The following is a 20,059-nucleotide window of genomic DNA, read 5'->3' as shown; positions in this document are numbered from 1 at the left end:
AAAGAAAATATGCTAAACTAAGAGCTAGAAAAGAGGTGCTCATATGCGTTATCTTGTTGTATTTTTCTGGACCTTCGCATTAGGCCAAGTCGTTGGATATATCGGCGGTGCATTATCTGGTGGTTCATACGACTTTAAAATGACAACGATTCTATCGTTGGCAACAGCCGTTATTATTTTATTAATTGCACACTTTGCAGTACCGAAAGAAACCAAACCTGTTAAATAAGAAAAAACCAGTTACTAAAGTTATTGTAACTGGTTTTTTTATCTTTTCAACTGTTTAGAGCTTTTTATTTAAAACTTTTCGGAAATTAAAGAAGGACAACCCAATGTTTCCTAAAACGAAACAAGCGGTTACCAGAAAAACAGAAGAATAGCCAAAACCATGGGCAACTGTCGACCCTACCATCGGTCCTAAAACTTGACCGAAATTACTACACATCTGATTGTAACTATAAACTCTACTTACGCCCTCTGTTGGCGTTATTTTACTAATTAACGTATTAATTGATGGCATTAAAGCACCTGTTGAAAAACCTAAAAGGAATCGTAAAACACCTAACTGAAAAGGTGTTTGCACAAACGCCATGGGAATGTAACAAATAAAAGAAAGAATTAATCCGCCTAATAAAACTTTTTGGTTCCCAATGCGGTCCCCAATTTTTCCCAAAGTTGGAGAAGAAATAATTGCTGAAACGCCGGCAATCGAAACAATCAAACCACTAACAAATAATACATTCTCTGTATCGCCACTTAAAGATCGAATATATAGCGTTAAGATTGGGCTGATACTTGTAATTCCTAATTGTAAAATTAACGTAGTCACAAACAAACCAATCAATACTGAAACATGATCCATCTTACTAAAAATTTCTTTCGTCGTTAATAAATCCTTTTTCTCAACTGGTTGAAAATCTTCTTTAACTAAAAAGATAGTCAACAACGTTGTAATGAATAAAATAACGCCGGTAATAATAAAGACATTTTCCATTCCAAACCACTGTGCCAACGCACCGCCAATCGATGGCGCAATTAACGTCCCAGCAATTGCACCTGTTGATAATGTCCCTAGAGCCCAGCCATTTTTCTCTTTTGGCGCCTGCGACGCAATCATCGCTGTTGCGTTAGGAATATAGCCGGATAAAATCCCGTTCATAAAACGCATAATCAACAGCCAGTATACATTAGGGACAAATGCTAACGCCCCCATTGTGATCGTCATTCCTGCTGCAGCCCGAATCATCATAATTTTCCGACCTTTTCGATCAGCTAAATTTCCCCAAATCGGTGCAACAATCGCAGCAGCAAACGCCGTGACAGAAATTGCCAATCCAGAAAACAACTCTACTTGACTCTTAGGCGTCCCTAATTGTTCAACATATACTGGAATAAACGGCATAACTAAGCTAATACTCGCCCCTGTAAAAAAGCAACCAATCCATGCGACTAATAAATTCTGCTTCCATTTTATTTTCATACTTTTATCCACCTTATCACCTCTTCACCTACCACTATACTCTAAAAGAGTGAATCTCTCAAAAGAAAATTCTTTTTTTAAAAAAGTCTAGCAGACCGGTCAAAACGACCAATCTGCCAGACTTCTTAACACTTGGGCTTAAGATAAACAGCTGAATAAATGCAACACCTTCAAAGCTAACCGCTGTTATCTCAGCCTCACTTCTATTTACTATAAAATAGCTAAGATTACAAAGTTTAAGATAAACAACGCATCAATGACCCAAATAATTGGTGAAACTTCTTTGGCTTTTCCTTTGACTACTTTCACCACTGCATAAAAGATGAACCCAGCAGCAATCCCATAAGAGATGCTATAACATAATCCCATGAAAATTGAAGCAAAAAATGCTGGAATCGCATCTTCTAAATCCGTCCAATTGATGTCTTTGAAAGAAGCTAACATCATAATTCCCACTAAAATTAACGCTGGAGCCGTAGCTTGTGCTGGCACAATAGCAATAAGTGGTGAAAAAAGACTACTTAGGGCAAATAGAATTGCTACCACTACCGATGTCAAACCTGTTCGACCACCCGCACCGATTCCTGCTGCACTTTCTACATAAGTTGTCGTATTCGATGTACCAAAAATCGCACCGATAGATGTTGCAATAGCATCTGCAAATAGAGCTTTGTCCATTTTAGTGCTGAAGCCCTTACTATCTTCTAAAGCTAATTCATCTTCTTTAGAGAAAATCCCTGTTCGACGTCCCGTACCGATAAATGTTCCAATTGTATCAAACGTATCTGATAAACTGAAAGCAATAATGGTCATTAAGACTTGAGGAATTTTTGAAGAATCACTAAACAATGACTGTAAGCCCTCAGCACCAAAAGCAGCGCCAAAAGTTGTACCTAATTCTTTAAATGAATTGCCCAACGAATTAGCATGCCAATCAACCGAAGCAGTGTCTACCACCCCCATTGGAATTGCGACTAACGTAGTAACCACAATGCCAATTAAAATAGCCCCACGAACATTCGTGACAACTAAAATCGTTGTTAAAACTAACCCAATTACCGCCAAAATAATGGTTGGATTATCAAAATTTCCTAAAGCGGGCACGATACTCGAACCATTCACAACACCATTTTGAGGTTCTGCTTGTACTGTGAAACTTAGTAAGCCAGCATTTTTCAACCCTACATAAGCGACAAAAATTCCAATCCCACCACCAATAGCATGTTGTAAACTCTCTGGAATTGCTTTAATAATCATTTTGCGAATTTTTGTCACTGTAATCAAAATGTTAATCAAACCACAAATAAAAACCATTGCTAATGCTTGTTGCCAAGTATACCCCATCCCAAAAACGACCGTAAACGTGAAGAAAGCATTGAGTCCCATTCCCGGTGCTTGAGCGTAAGGTACATTAGCAAACAGCCCCATAATTAATGTACCGATGATTGAAGCAATAATGGTCGCTAAAAAAACAGCCTGAAAAGGCATCCCTGTTTCTGAAAGAATGGACGGATTAACAAATAAAATATAACTCATTGCAAAAAAGGTCGTAACCCCCGCCATTATTTCAGTTGATACCGTTGTCTTGTTTTCCTTTAATTTGAAAAACGTATTCATAATTGCACTTCTCTCCCTTAAAATCCATGTTTTCGAATAATTACTCTTTGATTATAAGAGAATCACTATCTTTTTACAACAAAATATTAACTATTATATATATATTTCTATATAACGTTCGTGTTTTTCGGATGTAAAAAAAGAAAAAGCTTTACATTGCTTCTTCTTTTCCTAATAATTGGATTAGCCCAAACAACAGCATCTGTAGAAACATCATTAATAAAATAAACATTAATTTTTGAAGGGACCAGTCAAAAAAGATAATTTTCACTGTTTCAATTGGACTCATAAAAAGATAGACACTGTGTAATCGATCAAAACGTCCAACATAAATCGCCAAAGCAGACAAGAAATGAAGGCTGGCTTGAAAGACTACAATTGTTCTATAGCCGCAATAACTTTGCAATTTCTGGCTAACAGTTGTTACTGTTTTCATCCCTAAAAGCCCATATATAACAATCCCGCTGGTTAAGCAAACAAACGCCCACCAATCACCAATTTGGTTTGCAAAAATCGTATTAAAGCCTCGATAAATAGATAGCGTTTCTAAATGAAAAAAATCCGTAAATAGGTACGGCGCATTAGGATAAAAAATTAACCAAGCAAAACCTATCAACCAATCCCTTTTACGTTTTTCTGCGTTTAAAAGATAACTAAGTTCAATTGGAATATAGGCTAACAACACGTTCAACGCCATAAAATGAAAATGCGTAGCAAATAACCACATATAGATACAATAGACTAAGGTGATCACTCGTAAATAATTTCTAGAATTTTTCAAGATGCTCTGCGCTCCTTTTTCAAACGGTTTATTTTAGTGTAGCATACTTCTTAAGCTTTTTTTTAAACCTTATAAATGAACATGCTTCTCCCCTTGATAATCTTCGGTTTTATGCTAGACTGAGTAAAAGGCATTTAGGAGGAATTTTTACTTGAAAAAATTAATTGCTATTGATTTAGACGGCACAACATTAAATGCACAGTCTTTAATCAGTCCAAAAACCGAACAAACACTAAAAAAAGCGATTGACAACGGTCATTACGTCAGTATTGCCACTGGACGTCCCTATAGAATGAGTCATCAATTTTACCAACAACTTGGCCTAACGACCCCTATGGTTAACTTTAACGGTGCTTTAGTCCACATTCCAGAGAAAAAATGGGACTTGGAAAGCGAAGCCAATATTGAGCGTGACCTAGTCTTTGACATTTTGGCACAGAAAAAAGAATTACAATTAGATTTTGTTGCTGCTGAAAACAAAGAAACATTTTATATCGATACGTTAGATGGGTTCGATCCGAAATTTTTTGCTTCCAAAGCAACCTTAGATAATTTACTTACTGCTAAAAATTTACGAACAAATCCTACCTCAATGATGGTTCGGACCACACCAAACCAAGCTGAAAAAGTTGCTGATACATTGACAAAACAATATGGTGATTATATTGATGTCCGCACTTGGGGCGGTCCAATGCCTATTTTAGAAATGGTCGCAAAAGGAATTCAAAAAGCCCATGGCGTTGATCAAGTGGCGAACTTTTTATCTGTCAAACCAGCTGATATCATTGCTTTTGGCGATGAACATAATGACGAAGAAATGTTAAGTTATGCTGGTTGGGGTGTTGCTATGAACAATGCCACGGATAAAATTAAATCCGTAGCCAACGATGTCACTGAAAAAACAAATGATCAAGATGGTTTAGCAGATTATTTAGAAAATTATTTAGATCTATAAAAGGCTAAGATAAAAGTATTTCTTTAAAAAGAACTTGCTTTGGTTTAGCTGATAATCTTAAGATTACGAAAGTGGGGCATAAGTCGAAACGACTTATGCCCTACTTTCGTTTTTTTATTCCTTCAATGAATTTTGAAACGTGCTGATTCTTTCAGCTAATCTTTGATAAGTAGTAAAAGACGGATGCTTTAGCTCTTGTTCTTCGTTAACGGATAAAGTTTGTTGTGTCGTAATGGCCTTTGTTAGTGCATCTACAAAATGAATAAAAGAATTGTTGGTTTGTTTATTATATCCTGGTGAATAATATTTCGATTGACGATAAAAAGGCCGCAGAGCTGTTTCTGTGATTTTTTCCTGTTCATCTGAAAAGTATTCATCATAGCTGACATGTTTTATTTTCTGCTCTTCTGTTATCACTTGAAGTCGAGCGATTAGGCCATTGCCTAAATCTTCTGCGTAACCGATATACGTTTCTTTCGATGGCTCTTTTAGCCAAGTGTCCATCTCTGCTGCTAAAGGCATTAAACCTTAACGCGCAGAAGTTGATGAACCACGTACCGTATAAAAATTACCTGTGACACGATTTTCGTCACGCATTTGTTTTTCTACATAAGTAATACCATTAACAACGGTGACTAACGTATCGTCTGTGCGCGTGTTGCTTGCTTGAAATTCAGGATAATCCGACAGGCGTTTGTTGACACCCGAATAGCGTGTATCATAATAAGGATCACTAGCAAACTCTGTAAACTCAACATTCAGAATCCTTTGCGTTTCAGGTTCCGTAATAATCTCTACAATGCCGTAATTTCCGCCAGTAAATACACCTTCATTTTTATAATAGTTACCCGTCATTAATCCCAAAGGCGGTTGATTGGACCAAAACATTTTTTCCTTTTTTTCTTCTGGTGTATATTTTGCTGGTGGGGTTGTCCCAAATGTCGTTTGTGTGGCCCCTGTAACCACTTCGTACGTGTATTCATGAGAATCAAAAGTCAATTGATTAGCAATCAGTTCTTCATTTTTAGTCGGCGCTTGTTTTTCCGCCGCAGAAGTCGTTTGATTGGTGACGGTAACTTGCTTCACTTGCTTTGTCTCTTGCGGACCACTTGTTGTTTGTTTCGTTGGCTCTTGATCTGGCGTACAACCGACCAAAACAAATAATCCGATAAAAACCAACATTCCTTTAATATGTTTCATTCACTTCTCTCCTTTTTATAAACGCTTAATTTCCTCTTATCTCCAGTGTAGCAAACATTTATAAACCAAAACTGACGGAAAAATGAATAAATAATAAACAAAAACGCTAAGCCTCTTGCAGCTTAAGAGACTTAGCGTTTTTTTATTTAATTGCTTGGCGCTTTTGGCGCAACCACTCTTCTTTAATGTGTTCAGATAGGCGAATCATTCGTTTACCAACTTCACTATATTGGTTAGTAGCTAAATTGGCTAAAGAAATTCGAACTGACCATTTGTCACTCCCGAAAGCATCCGCTTTTAAAAGCATTAATTTTTCTTTTTCTGCTAAAGAGGTTAATACTTTTGTGATCGTCCAAGATTTCGTTAAATAACTTGAAAATTCTGGGCCATAACGTTTTTCTGTCCAATCTCTAAAGTTAATTTCACAATAATATGCTGTATTTAAACTTGCTAAAGGCTCTTCAATACCTAAAGTGCGGAACAAGAGCTTTTCACGCGTATGACAAATATCCATCACTTCGTCTTTATATGCTTGACCGTCTTTTAACAAAGCATACAAACTAAATAAAGCCATCATCGCTTGCTGAATAGAAGAAAGTCCCGCTGCATGGTTCAACGCAATATCGCGGCTGTCTGCGACTAAGCGGCTGATAAAGTTAATTTGACTTGTGTCTGCATTCAATGTAGCATAACGTGCCTGTAATTCCATTTTTCGAGCCACTGGCAATTCTTTTAATAATTGATCAAAGATGTTCTCTTGGCTAACCGCAATAGTCCCCACACGCCAACCAGTAGCGCCAAAGTATTTAGAATAAGAATAGATACAAGCTGTATTGTAAGGTAACTCCGTAAATAGTGAACGGAAAGCTGGCACAAAAGTTCCGTAAACGTCATCTGTTAAAATCATTAACTTAGGGTTATCCACTGCAACGATTTGTTTGATTTGTTCAATGGTAGGTTTTCCCATAGCATTAGCAGTTGGATTGCTGGGATTTACGACAAAAACCGCTTTGATGGACGGGTCTTTTAGTTTATCAATTTCCTTGTTTGAGTATTGATACGTCGTTTTTCCATCAATAATCATTTGCTCTGCTTTGATTTTAACCACGTCAAAATCATAACGTGGTAGTTCTGGAATTTCTAGATAAGGAGCAAACGTTGGTAATAACAACGCAATACGATCACCTTTTTCTAGTAAATAATTATTTGCCAACGTATCAAACAAGTAACAAATCCCTGCTGTACCACCTTCAACGGCAAAAATATCAAACGGTTGTGCTTCGCTGGAAAATAATTCTTGATTTAAATATGCTTTAATCGGTTGTTCACACGCCTTCAAGCAACGAACAGGATTCGGATAATTATCCCCAATCACATAGTCTAACATGGCATCTAACCACATTTCCTTATCCATCCCAAAATAGTTATGCTCTGCTGTCCAAATTTCTTGTAAGAAGGTTGCCCCTTTGCTAGGATTTTCTGCTAAAAAGTTTAAGAAGCGTTGCGTTCTACCAAAACTTGGCTGAATCATACCAGCCGTTTGTTCGCTCCCCTCTCTTAACGTTTCTTTTGTAGCAAATTGACCTAATAAAAAAAAGGCTTCCCTTGGTGTTGGCGCCGTCCAATTAGGATTGCCTCGCCCTGCATTTAACAATGTTTCTAAATTATGATTTTCTTCATGTAATTTCTTCTCTAAAAATAGACTTAATTCAAACGGACTAAGATTTTCTGTCAATTCATCACTTGTTATCATTTTATCCTCCTGAAGCACATGCGGTCATTTAGTATTTAGTATGTAGTCTATACTACTCTTCTACCTCCAGATGTCAACCATTTAAGCGGAATATTCTGACAATTAATAAAAAAGAAACAATCCTTTATAAAAAATAAAGGATTGCTTCTTTTTCGCTGATTAACCAAAGAACCGTTGCATCTCAATTTTTGCTGATTGGACAGAATCAGAAGCATGAATTAAATTTTTGGTGACAGACAACCCATAATCCGCTCGTAAGGTGCCACTTTCAGCATCTAACGGATTCGTTGCTCCAACTAATTTACGCACTTTTTTAACCACATTGTCCCCTACAACGACCATCACAACCACTGGGCCACTTGTCATATAGGCTAATAATTCAGGGAAAAATAGTTCATCTTTTAAATGCTCATAGTGTTCCTTCACTGTTTCTACTGTTAGTCGTTCGAATTTAAGGTGCAATAAGTCAATACCTTTATCTTCAAAACGTTGAATGATTTTGCCAACTAACTTCCGTTCAACGCCATCTGGCTTAATAATTACTAAACTTGTTTCCTTCATTTTTTCCATCCCTTTCAAAACTTCCTTTTGCCCTTTCCCAAGGGGTAGCTACAGAATAAAATGAAAGCGGATACTTTGTCAATGATAAATTTTCTTTTCCTTTTGATTAAATAAAAAATTAAAGATTATTCACAAGGTTTGTGAATTGTTCTTTCAGTTCTGTATTGCTTGTTTCTTTTAAAAACAAATAAGGTTGCTCCTCTACTGGCTGTTCTTTACTCACATAAACTTTGGCTTCACCATTCACTAAAGTAAATAAATAGACATGCTTCTGGGCAACTTGTGTCGCACTGTCAGAGTATACTGCCACTAGGCAATAACCCCCTTCGCTGCCTGTTTCTGACCAATTTAACCAAATGGGATTGTTCCCAATAGCTGGTTGTATTTTAGGTTCATAACTCAATAAATCATCAGGCACTTGAATCGTGTAAAAAGCTACAGAGTGACCTGGTTGGTACGCTTGATAGTTCTGATTGCGTTCTTGACCCCAGATTTCCATGTATTGTCCTAACTGTTTTGCTTTTTGCTGATTCCAAATCGTCCCTTCTTCTGTAACTAATTCAGTTAATTCTTGTGTTTGCGTTGTTTGCTCTAATTCCAACGCCGTGGTTTGACTAACTTCGGTTGCTGAAATTGCTCTTGTTTCTTCAGTATTTACATTGTTTGTTTGTACGGTTTGTACTTTCTGTGATTCCTCTTTCGATTTTTGCCAACCACAGCTAGATAAAACGCTTCCAAAAACCGCTATCATAATAATCCCGTTTAGTTTCATTCCTTAAACTCCTGTTTTTATTTTTATTCTATCGAAATAAACCTAAAATCTCAATCCCTTTCTTTGGATAGTTGAAAACCATTTGGGAACTAGTAATTCTCCACAATTATAGTCCTCTAGTAATTGTTGGTATTGCTGTTCCATAGTCCTGATTTCTTTTTCACCAAAGCTCAGTGCCCAAACTAAAGAATAGAGTCCTGCGTGAAAAGTATAAAGCTTTTGAAACTGCCAAAATAAGGTAGGAACTTTCCCAGCAAAATAACCTTGTAATTGACCATAAGCAAACAATGGCGAAACATTTCTTGAAAAAAATTGTAACTTGTAAAATTCTTCATAAGGATCCCCAAAATCCCATCGATTAAAATCAATCACACCGACCTGCCTAGTTGGCAAGTAAATAAAATTTCCCACATGGAAATCTCCATGCTGATAAACCACAGGCCGTTGTTGCAATAACGGTAATTGTTTTTCTAAATATGAAATTATTGGCTGCTGGTACGGCATACAAAATTGAGATTCCTTATACTTATTTAGTTGGCTCTGCTTTTTTTCGTATAAATTTTGCGCAAGCTCTCTTTGACTAATCCTTTCAGGCAACAAAAGCTTATGGATTTTGTTTAAATAGCGGCCTGCCTCTACGCCTAAGTTCAGTTGTCTTTTGGGAGAAAGAGCGGGTAAAACATCGCTTAAGTCTTCACCTTCTAGATACGTTAATAACATGTATCCTTGTTCACTTTCAGGAATAGGTGCACATAAAAAAGGTTTAGAACTGGGAAATCCTAACGCCGCTACTTTTTTGATAAATTGATATTCTTGTTGTTTGGCTAATAACTCTTCTTGTTGAAAAATTCGCAATAAAAAGGTTTCTTGATTTTTGGTAACTTTAAACTTTAAATCAGTTGACCAACCACGGTGAATAGCTTCAACTTTTTGCCATTGCTGAAACTCTGGAATCTTTTCAAACGCCCTCATTACTTTCGCCTCCATTTCCCTATTGGTTTTAGTATACCAAAGAAAAAAGGCTGGAGACAATTGGGGATAAATTGTCTCTAGCCTTCACTGGTTATTGTTTTCTAGTTTTCCTTATATAAATCGTTCCACTCGTTACTAAGAAAGCTCCTCCTAAAACAATCCAGAAAGTACTAGGTACTTCTGCACCTGCTTTTGGTAATACTTTTTTGGGAAGCTGTTCTTGTTTCCCAATCATATTTTTATCAGAAAAAGCATGTGTACTTCCTGTTGATTTGGTTCCCTGATTTGCTGATGAATTCAGCGAATTAGCTAAGGATGACTCACTAGTAGTTTTTCCAGCTTTGTCTGGGTTTTGGTTTTTTCCTTCGATTGGTTCTTCACTTGTTTTTGTTTCTTTGTCTTTATCTGGTTTGCCACTTGCATCTGAGTCTTTGTCCTTTTCTGGTTCGCCACTTGCATTTGGCTCTTTGTCTTTTTCTGGTTCTTTATCTTTATCTGGTTCGCCACTTGCATTTGGTTCTTTGTCTTTTTCTGGTTCGCCACTTATATCTGGTCCTTTATCTTTATCTGGTTCGCCACTTGTATCTGGTTCTTTGCCTTTGTCTGGTTCTTCTACATGTGGTTGATTTATCTTGTGGTTATTTTCAAATAAAGCACCTAATTGTAGCAACGTTCGGTCTTCATTTAATGCACTATTAAATTGAATCCCCAAAGGCAGTCCTTCTTTTGAAACGTAAGTTGGTACACTTAATGCTGGATGTCCAAATAAATTTGCTTGTTGTGTAAACGGTGTATATGTGAACGCCGTCAGCCATTGGTCATAAATCAATTGTTTTTGTTCTACTGGTGACAATTGATCAATTTTTTCCATCTGTGCTGCATGTTCTGGCTTTAGTAACGGATTATCAATACTAGGTGCCGTGGCAGCTGTCGTTGGTGTTAATAAGATAGGATACTGTTGATAAAATTCGTCCATCGCTTGTGCTTGTAAAGCAATATCTGTCCAAGCCGCAGTTGTCTCTTCACTCGTTATATTTTTTCCTGTTTGAAAAAGCGCCCATGTTAACAGTTCTACATCATTTCGTTCAAGCGGTCTTTTCAATTTCTGCCGCGCCATAAAATCGGCAATTCCTGCTGAGCCAGCAGCTACAGTATAATAATTTTTCATTAGACGTTCCCCATCAACAGGGTGCTTCACTTCAACCAATGTGTACCCTTGGTCTTTTAAAAAAGCAACAGCTTCAGCGACCGCCTCTTTTGCTTCGGCACTTACAGGCGTTCCGGCAGGGGATTCTGTTGTATAAGCAATGGGTTGCGCTTGACTTAAATGTCCCGCAGGAAGATCTTTTTTGGTTAATAAGGTTTCAAATAATGCATTTGTATCCGCCACGGTTCGACTTAAACCAAAGTGAACAGTTTGACCTTTTGCACTATTAGAATTGCCAATGATTACTCCTCTAGAAGGTTTCAAGCCTACGGTGCCTGTCCAAGAAGCAGGGATGCGGATAGAGCCACCAGCATCACTTCCAGAAGCAATGGGAACAAATGCCGCGGCGACACTAGCACCCGCTCCGCCTGAAGAACCACCTGAATAATGGTTAGGATTCCATGGATTGACGGAAACGCCATATAACTTTGAATCTGAAATATTCTTCCAACCTAATTCTGGATAATTCGTTTGACCAATGATTATGAATCCGGCATTTTGTAGTGCTTTGACAAAGGTCGATGTCCCACCAGCTACTTGATCTCGGAGAAAACCAAAACCGTTCGTGTTGCTTTCACCTTTCAAGGATTGTCCTAACCCTTTTAGTAAGAGCGGCACACCTAGAAATGGTTGACCTGTATCTTGTAAAGCTTTTGCTTCTGTCAAAGCCGCTTCTTCTCGTAAAGTAATGACCGCATTTAATGTAGGATTTTCACGTTTAGTGATGGCCAACGCAATTTTTACTAGTTCTTCGCTCGTCACCTTTTTTTCTCTTACTAAAGTTGCTAACTCCAGTGCAGTTGCTTGTTTATAATCTGTTTCTGAAAAAACACTCTCTGCAGAAACAGCTTTTCCATCTGTATCACTATTTTGTATCTCATTTGTGGTTTCAGTGGTTACTGCAACCACATTTCGGCTACTGCTTTCGGCGATTGCCGAAGAGGATTCTTTTTCCTGCATCACCGTTTGGCTAGTAGTTTCAGATTCCAAGTTAGCTACAGTCTGACTGGTTTCTGTTGTTACTGATTCCGTCTCTGTTTGAACGGTTGTTTCTAGTATACTTTCTTGTGCCAACATTGGTACCCCTACCAGTGTTTGGCTAATTAATAAAATAATCCCTAACATTTTGAACAAAATCGACTTCTTCATAAGTCACATCCTTTATCTATTAATACAGTTAAAAAATCTGTATTACTTATAGCATAAATGAAAGCGATTAAAAAGTAAAGTTCTCTTGAAAATTCCCATGTTCAACTTTTAGGCTAGGTTCTTTTTATATGCTAAAATAGAATAGAAACGGAGGTTTTTTAATGGAATGGATTGAAATTAAGCACGCAACACAAAATAATTTGAAGAATATCTCTGTCAATATCCCTAAAAAGCAACTAACTGTTGTTACTGGACTTTCGGGTTCAGGAAAGTCCTCCTTAGTATTTGACACATTAGCCGCTGAATCACGTCGTGAACTAAATGATACATTTAGTTCGTTTGTTCAAAATTACTTACCCAAATATGGTCGTCCAGAAGTTGAAAAAATCGAGAATCTTCCTGTTGCAATTGTCATTGACCAGAAAAAAGTAGCAGGTAATTCTCGTTCGACAGTGGGAACGTACACAGATATTTATACGTTTTTACGTTTGCTGTTTTCACGAGCAGGTTCTCCATTTGTTGGTTATTCAGATACTTTTTCGTTTAATCATCCAGATGGAAAATGTCCAACATGCGACGGCTTAGGAAAGATTACCGAAATCAATCTTCATCAGCTAGTTGATTATGACAAATCATTAAACGAAGGGCCTATCGATTTCCCCACATTTACAGTTGGCAACTGGCGGTGGAAGCGTTATGCCCATAGTGATCTATTTGATTTGGATAAAAAAATCAAGGACTATTCTCCTGAAGAGTTAGCATTATTTTTATATGCTCCACAACAAAAACTAGCTAATCCACCCAAAGAGTGGCCTCATACAGCTTTGTATGAAGGAATCGTCCCGCGTATGCAACGTAGCATATTGCATACAGACGAAGGCAAACGTCATCAAAAATACCTTAATCACTTTGTTACCGTAAAAAGATGTCCTGATTGTTTAGGAAGTAGAGTCAATGAACGTGTTCGTAGCTGCAAAATTAATCAGAAAAGTATTGCTGATGCTGTTGACATGCCACTCACTGAATTACATTCTTTTATTCGTTCGATGGACCTTTCCTTAATAAAAAATATTCAAGAAGAGCTACTTGTACGTCTAGAAGCATTAATTAATATCGGTCTCTCCTACCTCACATTAGGACGAGCAACTGAAACACTTTCTGGTGGTGAAGCACAGCGGATTAAAATTGCTAAGTATGTAAACAGCGCCTTAAACGATATTATGTATATTTTAGATGAACCAAGTGCTGGCTTACATCCAAAGGACATCGAACGGATCAGTCGTGCATTGCTCAATTTAAAAAATAAAGGAAACACCGTGGTTCTGGTGGAACACAATCCACAATTAATTAGAGAAGCTGATTTTATCATCGATATAGGACCTTTCGCAGGCGAAAATGGTGGCCATGTCCAGTTTTCAGGAACGTATGACGCATTTTTAGCCTCCAAAACCTTGACTAGTCAAGCGCTTCAAGAGCCGCTCCCTTTAAACGACCAACCAAGAAAAGCAAGGAAGTCTTTATCAATCGAACATGCGACACTGCATAATTTAAACAATCTATCTGTCGAAGTTCCGTTAGGAGTTTTGACTGTTATTTGTGGGGTCGCTGGTTCAGGTAAATCATCATTAGCGGAAGAAATTTATCAAAAAGCCCAAGCTGATAACCAAGAAATTATTCATCTTTCACAAAAAAGCATTACCGCAAATTTACGATCCACACCAATGACCTATCTCAATATTTTTGATAAGGTCCGCAAACTGTTTGCGGAAGAAAATCATGTTAGTCCAGCTTTATTTAGCTATAATTCCAAAGGCGCCTGTCCTACTTGCAAGGGGAAAGGAATAATTGTCTCCGATATGTCTTTTATGGAGGATGTTACTAGTGTTTGCGAAACCTGTCACGGAACGCGTTACAAAGAAGAGGTGCTTCATTATCTGTATAACGGAAAAAATATCGTTGAAGTACTAGCTTTAAGCGTTAAAGATGGCTATGATTTTTTCAAAGACCAGCCTTTTGCTCTTTCATTAAAAAATTTACTGGAAGTTGGCTTAAGCTACCTTAAACTCAATCAATCGCTCTCAACATTATCCGGTGGCGAATTGCAAAGGGTAAAATTAGCAGACACACTTCACCAAAAAAAAGCTATCTATTTAATGGATGAACCTACAGATGGCTTACACTTAATTGATATCCAACAAAGTCTTCAACTTTTCAATCGAATGGTAGAAGAAGGAAACAGCTTAATTTTATTAGAACATCACATTGATGTGATTAAAAGTGCCGACTGGTTGATTGAACTAGGCCCCGAAGGTGGAGAAAAAGGCGGACAGCTTCTTTTTACAGGAACGCCAGCAAATATGCTAAATTCCACTCATTCTATTACTAAAGGCTATCTGTAAAATAAAAAGTACAAACGGTGCAAGCAACAAGCACCGTTTGTACTTTTTCTATTTCAACCCCACTTCCATCTTCACAGGTTGGTGATCTGTATATTTAAATTGTTCGTTCTTTGTTTTCACGCTATGAACAGCCACATTATCAGAAACAATAAAACCATCAATTACATACACTTGGGATGTTTCATAAGAGCCAGTGTATGGCTTATTAAGCACCCGCACAGTCGGCTGTTGATCATCATAAGCAAGTGAAAAATGTTTAGGTAAGTCTGCTGGATCAATTTCTCCTGGTGCCCAACCAGCTTCCCCTAGGTCAGGATATCGATGACTGCCTTTGAAAACTTGATTAAAGTCACCTCCAGCAATTACATAGTTTCCTTTAGCGTATTCTTGGGATAATACGTCAGCTAACTTTTTGCTTTGAGCAATCTTCCCTTCTCCATTGTCATAGGCTTCCAAATGTAAGTTAAAAACCACTAATTCTTTGTCTGTGCCTTTAATTGAAAAGCGCGTTTCTAGAAGCGCTCGTTTTAAGTTACTAATGCTAACGGGCCAACGAAAGGGATTGGGTAAAGCAATGCGTTTAGCCTCTGTTATTTTTTCATTTGATAATGTTAATAAACCACTTTCTACTCGTCCAATCGGCGGCCAAGGAATGGGCACATAATCTACCTTAAAATTATAAGCAAATGCGCTGTTCAGCTGTAGCTGTTTTTGTAATTCTTCCTCTTGATTGACTTCATAAGAACGTTGCGAGCGACGATCGACTTCTTGGAATAAGTAAATCATCGCTGGTAATTCTTTTAAAGTTCCTTCAATGCCTGTTAAATTCTGTTGGACCATTGCCTTATTAACTGGTTGGACAGTTTTGCCACCGTCCATAAAAAAATCTTCTGTTTGTCCTAGGCCAGCATAGCCTATGTTATACGTGACTAAAGAAATGGATTGCTTTTTTTCGATGGTTTGCTCTGAAAATTGTTTATTTATAGCAACTGGTTCAACCGCTCGTGGTCGAAACTCTCGGAAGGTTAAATATCCTATCAAAATTAAAGCTATGCTTAGAAGAAGGACCATCAAGCTACCGAGATATTTAAAAAACTTTTTCATTGATTCCGATGTTCCTTTCACATTATGTCAAACCAAAAGTAGTAATTATCTTCGTTGCTACTTCTTCTGGTGTCATGTTTGAATTATTTATTTTCGTTATTTTTACATTTGGAAATGTACTTTCTAGTTCACCTTCGTGGCTTACTAATCGATGTTCTTTAAAGGTATTGAGTAATTCTTTTCGAGAAGAGTCGACATCGCGTTTTGAAGGTTTTGCCTCTAGCCGCTCTGGATGAACATTTCGTTCTAGACGGATTGCTGTTGAAGAGACGAGTTCGACGAAATAGACGGCTTCATGTTTATTAAGAAAAATTTCTGATATTTCTTCTAAAAATTGAAAATCCTGTTCTTGATCAAAAGCAATCACCACTGTAAAAATAATATTTTTTGTTGTATTTGTGGCTGGATTTTCTACAAAGGCATGAAAAAGTTCCTTTCTAACGGAATCAGACAATTGAAACGCACGTTCCGTATACCCAAGATAGTTTGCAAATAAGTCAATGGTTTGATGATTAAATAGTAATTTAGCATCTAACTGCTTTTCTAAAGCCTTGCCAACGGTCATTTTCCCGACAGCTTGGGCACCAATTAAAACGATTAAAGACATCAACTTTCCCTCCTCTAGTCTAATTTTTAGGTGGCTATCTTCTACTATATCACACTATATTACAACACCTTACAAAACTGTTCGGAAAATTTTCTGTTTTTTATTACAAAAAAAAGACAAAAGACTCTATAATGAGAGAGGACTCGATTGATTATAGATGAGATAGGTGACGGAGAATGGCAATAGAAAAATATTTTGAAACAATAGATGGCAGTCAAATTTTTTATCAAATTTTTGGCAAAGAAACAAATTATCCCCTTGTGTTACTTCATGGTAATGGCAATGATCATACTTTTTTTAATTATCAAATTTCTTATTTCTCCAAGGAGTATCAAGTTATTGCGGTGGATACCCGCGGACATGGACGTTCCACCAATACACAAAGTCAATTAACTTTTCCGCTTTTGGCAGAAGATTTAGCTGGTATTATTCAACAAGAACACTTAACAAAAATTAATTTATTGGGCTTTAGTGACGGAGCAAATATTGCCATGGTTTTTACCCATTTATATCCTGATTTCGTCAACAAACTCGTCTTAAATTCTGGAAATGTCACCATGTCTGGTCTGAAAAAATATGTAACGATTGCCACTTATTTTCAATATTGGTTTTGTCGTATTGGCGCTTTTTTTTCAAAAAAATTGCGCGCACAGCTCCCTATCGTGGCTCTGTTATTTGAAGATACTGGACTGACAAAACAAGATTTAGAACACATCCCCTGTCCTACTCTTGTTATTACTGGCAGTCGAGATTTAATTGCGCTTTCCCATTCACGGGCGATTGCTGATGCCATTCCTGATGGTAAATTGGTCTTGGTAAATAAACAGGGTCATTTATTTGCCAAAAACTCACCAGATATTTTTAATAAAACAATCGAAAAATTCTTAAAGGAAATGAAGGTGTCTAAATGAAACAAATTATTCATTGGATCAAAACGCATACAGGATTACTAAAAACACTGTTTGTTATTGCGGTCTCAATTATTGTTGTTGCCCAACTTTTATCAATTGGTAAAACGATCTCATTTGAACAGTTAAAACAGATTTTTGATGAGATTCCGCTATGGAAATTGTTATTGATGATGGTTATCGGTTTAGTTTCCGTTACTCCGATGCTAAATTATGACTTAACATTAAATCGCATTTTAAACTTGAAAGTCTCAAAACGGGAACTCCTTGAATCTAGCTGGATTGTCAATACCATCAATAATATTGGTGGATTCGGTGGTTTGGTCAGCATGGGACTTCGTTCTGAATTTTATGGAAATAAAACAGAGGAAAAGAAAATTTTACCTGCGTTAACCCATATTTTACTTTTTGTGTTATCCGGTCTATCTATTTATAGTATTCTTTGCTTTTTCCTTGTTCAGTTTGACCCAAAGATGGCTTATTTACAGCAATATTGGATTTGGTTATTAGGTGGCGGTCTTTATTTCCCATTACTTTATCTTATTTTACATTTCCAAAAAAATAGTTCCTTTGGTAACCTCGATGCAAAAAATCGCTTATCTTTAGTTGTTTCTTCGTTTTTAGAATGGACAGGTGTTTTAATTACCTTTATCAGTATTGGTTACTTATTAGATGTACCGATTCCTTTAATTGATATTGTTCCTTTATATGTAGCAGCTTCGATTATTGGGATTGCTTCGATGATTCCAGGGGCTTTAGGTAGTTTTGATGTCATGATGATTTTAGGACTGAGCAACTTAGGTGTCGATCGTGAAATTATTGTTTTGTGGTTATTGCTCTATCGTTTATTCTATTATATTATTCCTTTCTTAATTGGCTGTTTGTTCTTTACAAAACACTTAAGCCAAAAATTGGATACTCATTATCGACAATTACTGAAACAAATTACTTTGGAAATTGCCCACAAATTAGAAGTGGTTTTACTTTATTTTTCAGGAATTATGATGGTGCTCCTAGCCACTATTCCAGAAGCCTTCACTCAAGTGCATTGGTTAAGAGATATTAACCCCTTCCGTTCACATATTATTATTCAAATTCCGAGTATTGTTTTAGGCTTTGCATTATTAATTATGGGACGTGGGATTGCTGATCGTGTTAAAAGAGCCTATTATCCAACGATTATTTTATTAATTGGTGCTATCTTGTATTCATTTGTTGTTGACTTTAGTATGTTTTCCATTTTCTATTTAGCTATTTTATTATTTATCGTTATTTTTTCAAAATCAGAATTGTACCGTGAACAACTGGTTTACTCTTGGGAGTGGATGACGATTGATGGGTTTATCTTTGGCTTGTTGACTTTGTTATACCTGGTAATTGGTGTTTATAATTTACCGAACTTCCCACACCATCGTCATCATTTTGTGGAATTTTTCTTGTTCCCTTCCGAACGGATCTGGTTGTCAGGATTTATCGCTATCCTCTTAGTTATGAGTTTTAACTTTCTATTTGTTCGCTACCTCCAAGGGAAAAAACACCAAGTGGGTGAGTTTCCAGAAGATAGTATCTTGCATAATATCTTAACAACTTATGGCGGGAATATTGACAGTGAACTTGTCTTTCTTCATGATAAACAGGTTTTCTTATATCCCAAAGAAGAACCGACTGTCTTTTTACAATTCAACACCATTAATAATAAATGCGTTGTGATGGGCAATCCTTCGGGGAACAAAGAAGATTTTCCTGCGGCGATTGATGCATTCCTTAAAGAAACAGATCGTTTCGGCTATGTCCCCGTCTTTTACGAAACCAATGAGGACAGCGTGATGTTACTACACGAATATGGCTACGAATTTATCAAAATGGGCGAAGAAGCCTTAGTTAATCTAGAAACATTTACGATGTCTGGGAAAAAATTCAAAGGCACCCGAGCAGTGTTTAATAAAATTACCAAAGCCGGCTATTCATTTGACGTACTCCAACCTCCTTTTAGTGCCGAACAAATGCACGAATTAAAAGCTATTTCAGATAGTTGGTTAGACAATCGAAAAGAAAAAGGCTTTTCACTGGGATTTTTCGATGAAGCGTATCTTCAAAGAAACCCAATTGCTGTTGTCCGAAATGCTGAAGGAGAAATGGTCTCTTTCGCTAATATCATTCCTAGTTACACAAATGAAGTTGGTACCATCGACTTGATGCGTCACCATAAAGAAAAAGCCCCTTCTGGAAGTATGGATTTCCTATTTATTCATTTATTTGAATATATGAAAACAGAAAATATTCATTATTTCAATTTAGGGATGGCTCCGTTAGCCAACGTTGGTCAATCAAGAAAAAGTTTTATTCAAGAACGGATTGCTGCGTTAATTTATGAATTTGGTTCAGAAATCTACTCCTTCCAAGGATTACGCGAATACAAGGAAAAATTTGCTAGCAAATGGCAACCCCGCTATACACTTTATTCTAAAAGTAGCTGGATTGTCTACGTGATGATCGCTTTACTCATTGTCGATCAAAAAAATATTGACTAACAAAAAGAAGCCCAATTAAGTATAAAAAGCTTGGCAACTTCACTGAAATTTAGTGAGGTTGCC

The 20,059-nt window shown here is 37.0% G+C and carries 15 protein-coding genes and 1 pseudogene; 5 read left to right on the top strand and 11 right to left on the bottom strand.

Features of this window, described 5'->3' with window-relative positions; translation table 11 throughout:
• The first annotated feature begins 43 nt into the window (after positions 1-43).
• Complete coding sequence (locus tag IGL36_RS04150) at positions 44-229, top strand: YjzD family protein (RefSeq protein ID WP_002355945.1); 186 nt, start codon at positions 44-46, stop codon at positions 227-229.
• A 54-nt stretch (positions 230-283) separates the two neighbouring features.
• On the opposite strand, the gene IGL36_RS04145 is transcribed toward IGL36_RS04150, so the two are convergent.
• The 3 genes from IGL36_RS04145 to IGL36_RS04135 all read right to left on the bottom strand — a co-directional run bounded on the left by IGL36_RS04145 (position 284) and on the right by IGL36_RS04135 (position 3,824).
• Complete coding sequence (locus IGL36_RS04145) at positions 284-1,480, bottom strand: multidrug efflux MFS transporter (RefSeq protein WP_002381323.1); 1,197 nt, start codon at positions 1,478-1,480, stop codon at positions 284-286.
• 210 nt (positions 1,481-1,690) lie between these two features.
• Positions 1,691-3,097 (bottom strand): NCS2 family permease, encoded by a 1,407-nt coding sequence (locus IGL36_RS04140; protein WP_002397905.1) that lies wholly within the window; start codon positions 3,095-3,097, stop codon positions 1,691-1,693.
• Between the two features lie 151 nt (positions 3,098-3,248).
• Positions 3,249-3,824, bottom strand: coding sequence for a DUF1361 domain-containing protein (locus IGL36_RS04135; RefSeq protein WP_002385113.1), 576 nt, complete (start codon positions 3,822-3,824; stop codon positions 3,249-3,251).
• Between the two features lie 205 nt (positions 3,825-4,029).
• Between IGL36_RS04135 and IGL36_RS04130 the strand changes: the two genes are divergently transcribed.
• Positions 4,030-4,833, top strand: a complete 804-nt coding sequence (locus IGL36_RS04130; RefSeq protein ID WP_002355941.1) for a Cof-type HAD-IIB family hydrolase — start codon at positions 4,030-4,032, stop codon at positions 4,831-4,833.
• 114 nt (positions 4,834-4,947) lie between these two features.
• Here the strand turns inward: IGL36_RS04130 and IGL36_RS04125 are convergent.
• The 6 genes and pseudogenes from IGL36_RS04125 to IGL36_RS04100 all read right to left on the bottom strand — a co-directional run bounded on the left by IGL36_RS04125 (position 4,948) and on the right by IGL36_RS04100 (position 12,447).
• Positions 4,948-6,033: pseudogene (locus tag IGL36_RS04125) on the bottom strand (hypothetical protein).
• Between the two features lie 142 nt (positions 6,034-6,175).
• Positions 6,176-7,786 (bottom strand): aspartate 4-decarboxylase, encoded by a 1,611-nt coding sequence (gene aspD / locus IGL36_RS04120; RefSeq protein ID WP_002355939.1) that lies wholly within the window; start codon positions 7,784-7,786, stop codon positions 6,176-6,178.
• A gap of 159 nt (positions 7,787-7,945) precedes the next feature.
• Positions 7,946-8,356: a nucleoside-diphosphate kinase gene (ndk, locus tag IGL36_RS04115; RefSeq protein ID WP_002381321.1), complete on the bottom strand. Its 411-nt coding sequence runs from the start codon at positions 8,354-8,356 to the stop codon at positions 7,946-7,948.
• Between the two features lie 109 nt (positions 8,357-8,465).
• Positions 8,466-9,119 carry a DUF4767 domain-containing protein gene (locus IGL36_RS04110; protein ID WP_002397907.1) on the bottom strand — a complete coding sequence of 218 codons (654 nt, stop codon included), beginning with the start codon at positions 9,117-9,119 and terminating at the stop codon, positions 8,466-8,468.
• Between the two features lie 42 nt (positions 9,120-9,161).
• Positions 9,162-10,106 carry an aminoglycoside phosphotransferase family protein gene (locus IGL36_RS04105; protein WP_002397908.1) on the bottom strand — a complete coding sequence of 315 codons (945 nt, stop codon included), beginning with the start codon at positions 10,104-10,106 and terminating at the stop codon, positions 9,162-9,164.
• A gap of 76 nt (positions 10,107-10,182) precedes the next feature.
• On the bottom strand, positions 10,183-12,447 hold the full coding sequence (locus tag IGL36_RS04100; RefSeq protein WP_002397909.1) for an amidase family protein: 2,265 nt from the start codon (positions 12,445-12,447) through the stop codon (positions 10,183-10,185).
• Positions 12,448-12,608: 161 nt separating this feature from the next.
• Between IGL36_RS04100 and IGL36_RS04095 the strand changes: the two genes are divergently transcribed.
• Positions 12,609-14,846 (top strand): ATP-binding cassette domain-containing protein, encoded by a 2,238-nt coding sequence (locus tag IGL36_RS04095; RefSeq protein ID WP_002397910.1) that lies wholly within the window; start codon positions 12,609-12,611, stop codon positions 14,844-14,846.
• Between the two features lie 48 nt (positions 14,847-14,894).
• On the opposite strand, the gene IGL36_RS04090 is transcribed toward IGL36_RS04095, so the two are convergent.
• Together IGL36_RS04090 and IGL36_RS04085 are read right to left on the bottom strand one after the other, a co-directional pair.
• Positions 14,895-15,950, bottom strand: coding sequence for an endonuclease subunit UvrC (locus IGL36_RS04090; RefSeq protein WP_002397911.1), 1,056 nt, complete (start codon positions 15,948-15,950; stop codon positions 14,895-14,897).
• Positions 15,951-15,972: 22 nt separating this feature from the next.
• Positions 15,973-16,557, bottom strand: a complete 585-nt coding sequence (locus tag IGL36_RS04085; RefSeq protein WP_002397912.1) for a hypothetical protein — start codon at positions 16,555-16,557, stop codon at positions 15,973-15,975.
• 176 nt (positions 16,558-16,733) lie between these two features.
• Here IGL36_RS04085 and IGL36_RS04080 point away from each other — a divergent pair, with 176 nt between their 5' ends.
• Positions 16,734-17,468: an alpha/beta fold hydrolase gene (locus IGL36_RS04080; protein ID WP_002397914.1), complete on the top strand. Its 735-nt coding sequence runs from the start codon at positions 16,734-16,736 to the stop codon at positions 17,466-17,468.
• Positions 17,465-19,996 (top strand): bifunctional lysylphosphatidylglycerol flippase/synthetase MprF, encoded by a 2,532-nt coding sequence (gene mprF / locus IGL36_RS04075; protein ID WP_002358907.1) that lies wholly within the window; start codon positions 17,465-17,467, stop codon positions 19,994-19,996. The genes IGL36_RS04080 and mprF overlap by 4 nt, the downstream gene beginning before the upstream one ends.
• Positions 19,997-20,059: the final 63 nt, after the last annotated feature.

Source organism: Enterococcus sp. AZ011 (assembly GCF_050548355.1).
GTDB lineage: Bacteria > Bacillota > Bacilli > Lactobacillales > Enterococcaceae > Enterococcus > Enterococcus faecalis.
The sequence above is the reverse complement of the archived record's forward strand: the minus strand, read 5'-3'. Positions and strand labels throughout refer to the sequence as shown.

Excerpts from the sequence above, each read along its gene's own strand:
- IGL36_RS04145 (WP_002381323.1), bottom strand. The coding sequence starts at position 1,480 with ATGAAAATAAAATGGAAGCAGAATTTATTAGTCGCATGGATTGGTTGC.
- ndk (WP_002381321.1), bottom strand. The coding sequence starts at position 8,356 with ATGGAAAAAATGAAGGAAACAAGTTTAGTAATTATTAAGCCAGATGGC.
- IGL36_RS04090 (WP_002397911.1), bottom strand. The coding sequence starts at position 15,950 with ATGAAAAAGTTTTTTAAATATCTCGGTAGCTTGATGGTCCTTCTTCTA.
- IGL36_RS04095 (WP_002397910.1), top strand. The coding sequence starts at position 12,609 with ATGGAATGGATTGAAATTAAGCACGCAACACAAAATAATTTGAAGAAT.
- IGL36_RS04080 (WP_002397914.1), top strand. The coding sequence starts at position 16,734 with ATGGCAATAGAAAAATATTTTGAAACAATAGATGGCAGTCAAATTTTT.
- IGL36_RS04105 (WP_002397908.1), bottom strand. The coding sequence starts at position 10,106 with ATGGAGGCGAAAGTAATGAGGGCGTTTGAAAAGATTCCAGAGTTTCAG.
- IGL36_RS04135 (WP_002385113.1), bottom strand. The coding sequence starts at position 3,824 with ATGTGGTTATTTGCTACGCATTTTCATTTTATGGCGTTGAACGTGTTG.
- aspD (WP_002355939.1), bottom strand. The coding sequence starts at position 7,786 with ATGATAACAAGTGATGAATTGACAGAAAATCTTAGTCCGTTTGAATTA.
- IGL36_RS04100 (WP_002397909.1), bottom strand. The coding sequence starts at position 12,447 with ATGAAGAAGTCGATTTTGTTCAAAATGTTAGGGATTATTTTATTAATT.
- IGL36_RS04110 (WP_002397907.1), bottom strand. The coding sequence starts at position 9,119 with ATGAAACTAAACGGGATTATTATGATAGCGGTTTTTGGAAGCGTTTTA.
- mprF (WP_002358907.1), top strand. The coding sequence starts at position 17,465 with ATGAAACAAATTATTCATTGGATCAAAACGCATACAGGATTACTAAAA.
- IGL36_RS04085 (WP_002397912.1), bottom strand. The coding sequence starts at position 16,557 with ATGTCTTTAATCGTTTTAATTGGTGCCCAAGCTGTCGGGAAAATGACC.
- IGL36_RS04150 (WP_002355945.1), top strand. The coding sequence starts at position 44 with ATGCGTTATCTTGTTGTATTTTTCTGGACCTTCGCATTAGGCCAAGTC.
- IGL36_RS04140 (WP_002397905.1), bottom strand. The coding sequence starts at position 3,097 with ATGAATACGTTTTTCAAATTAAAGGAAAACAAGACAACGGTATCAACT.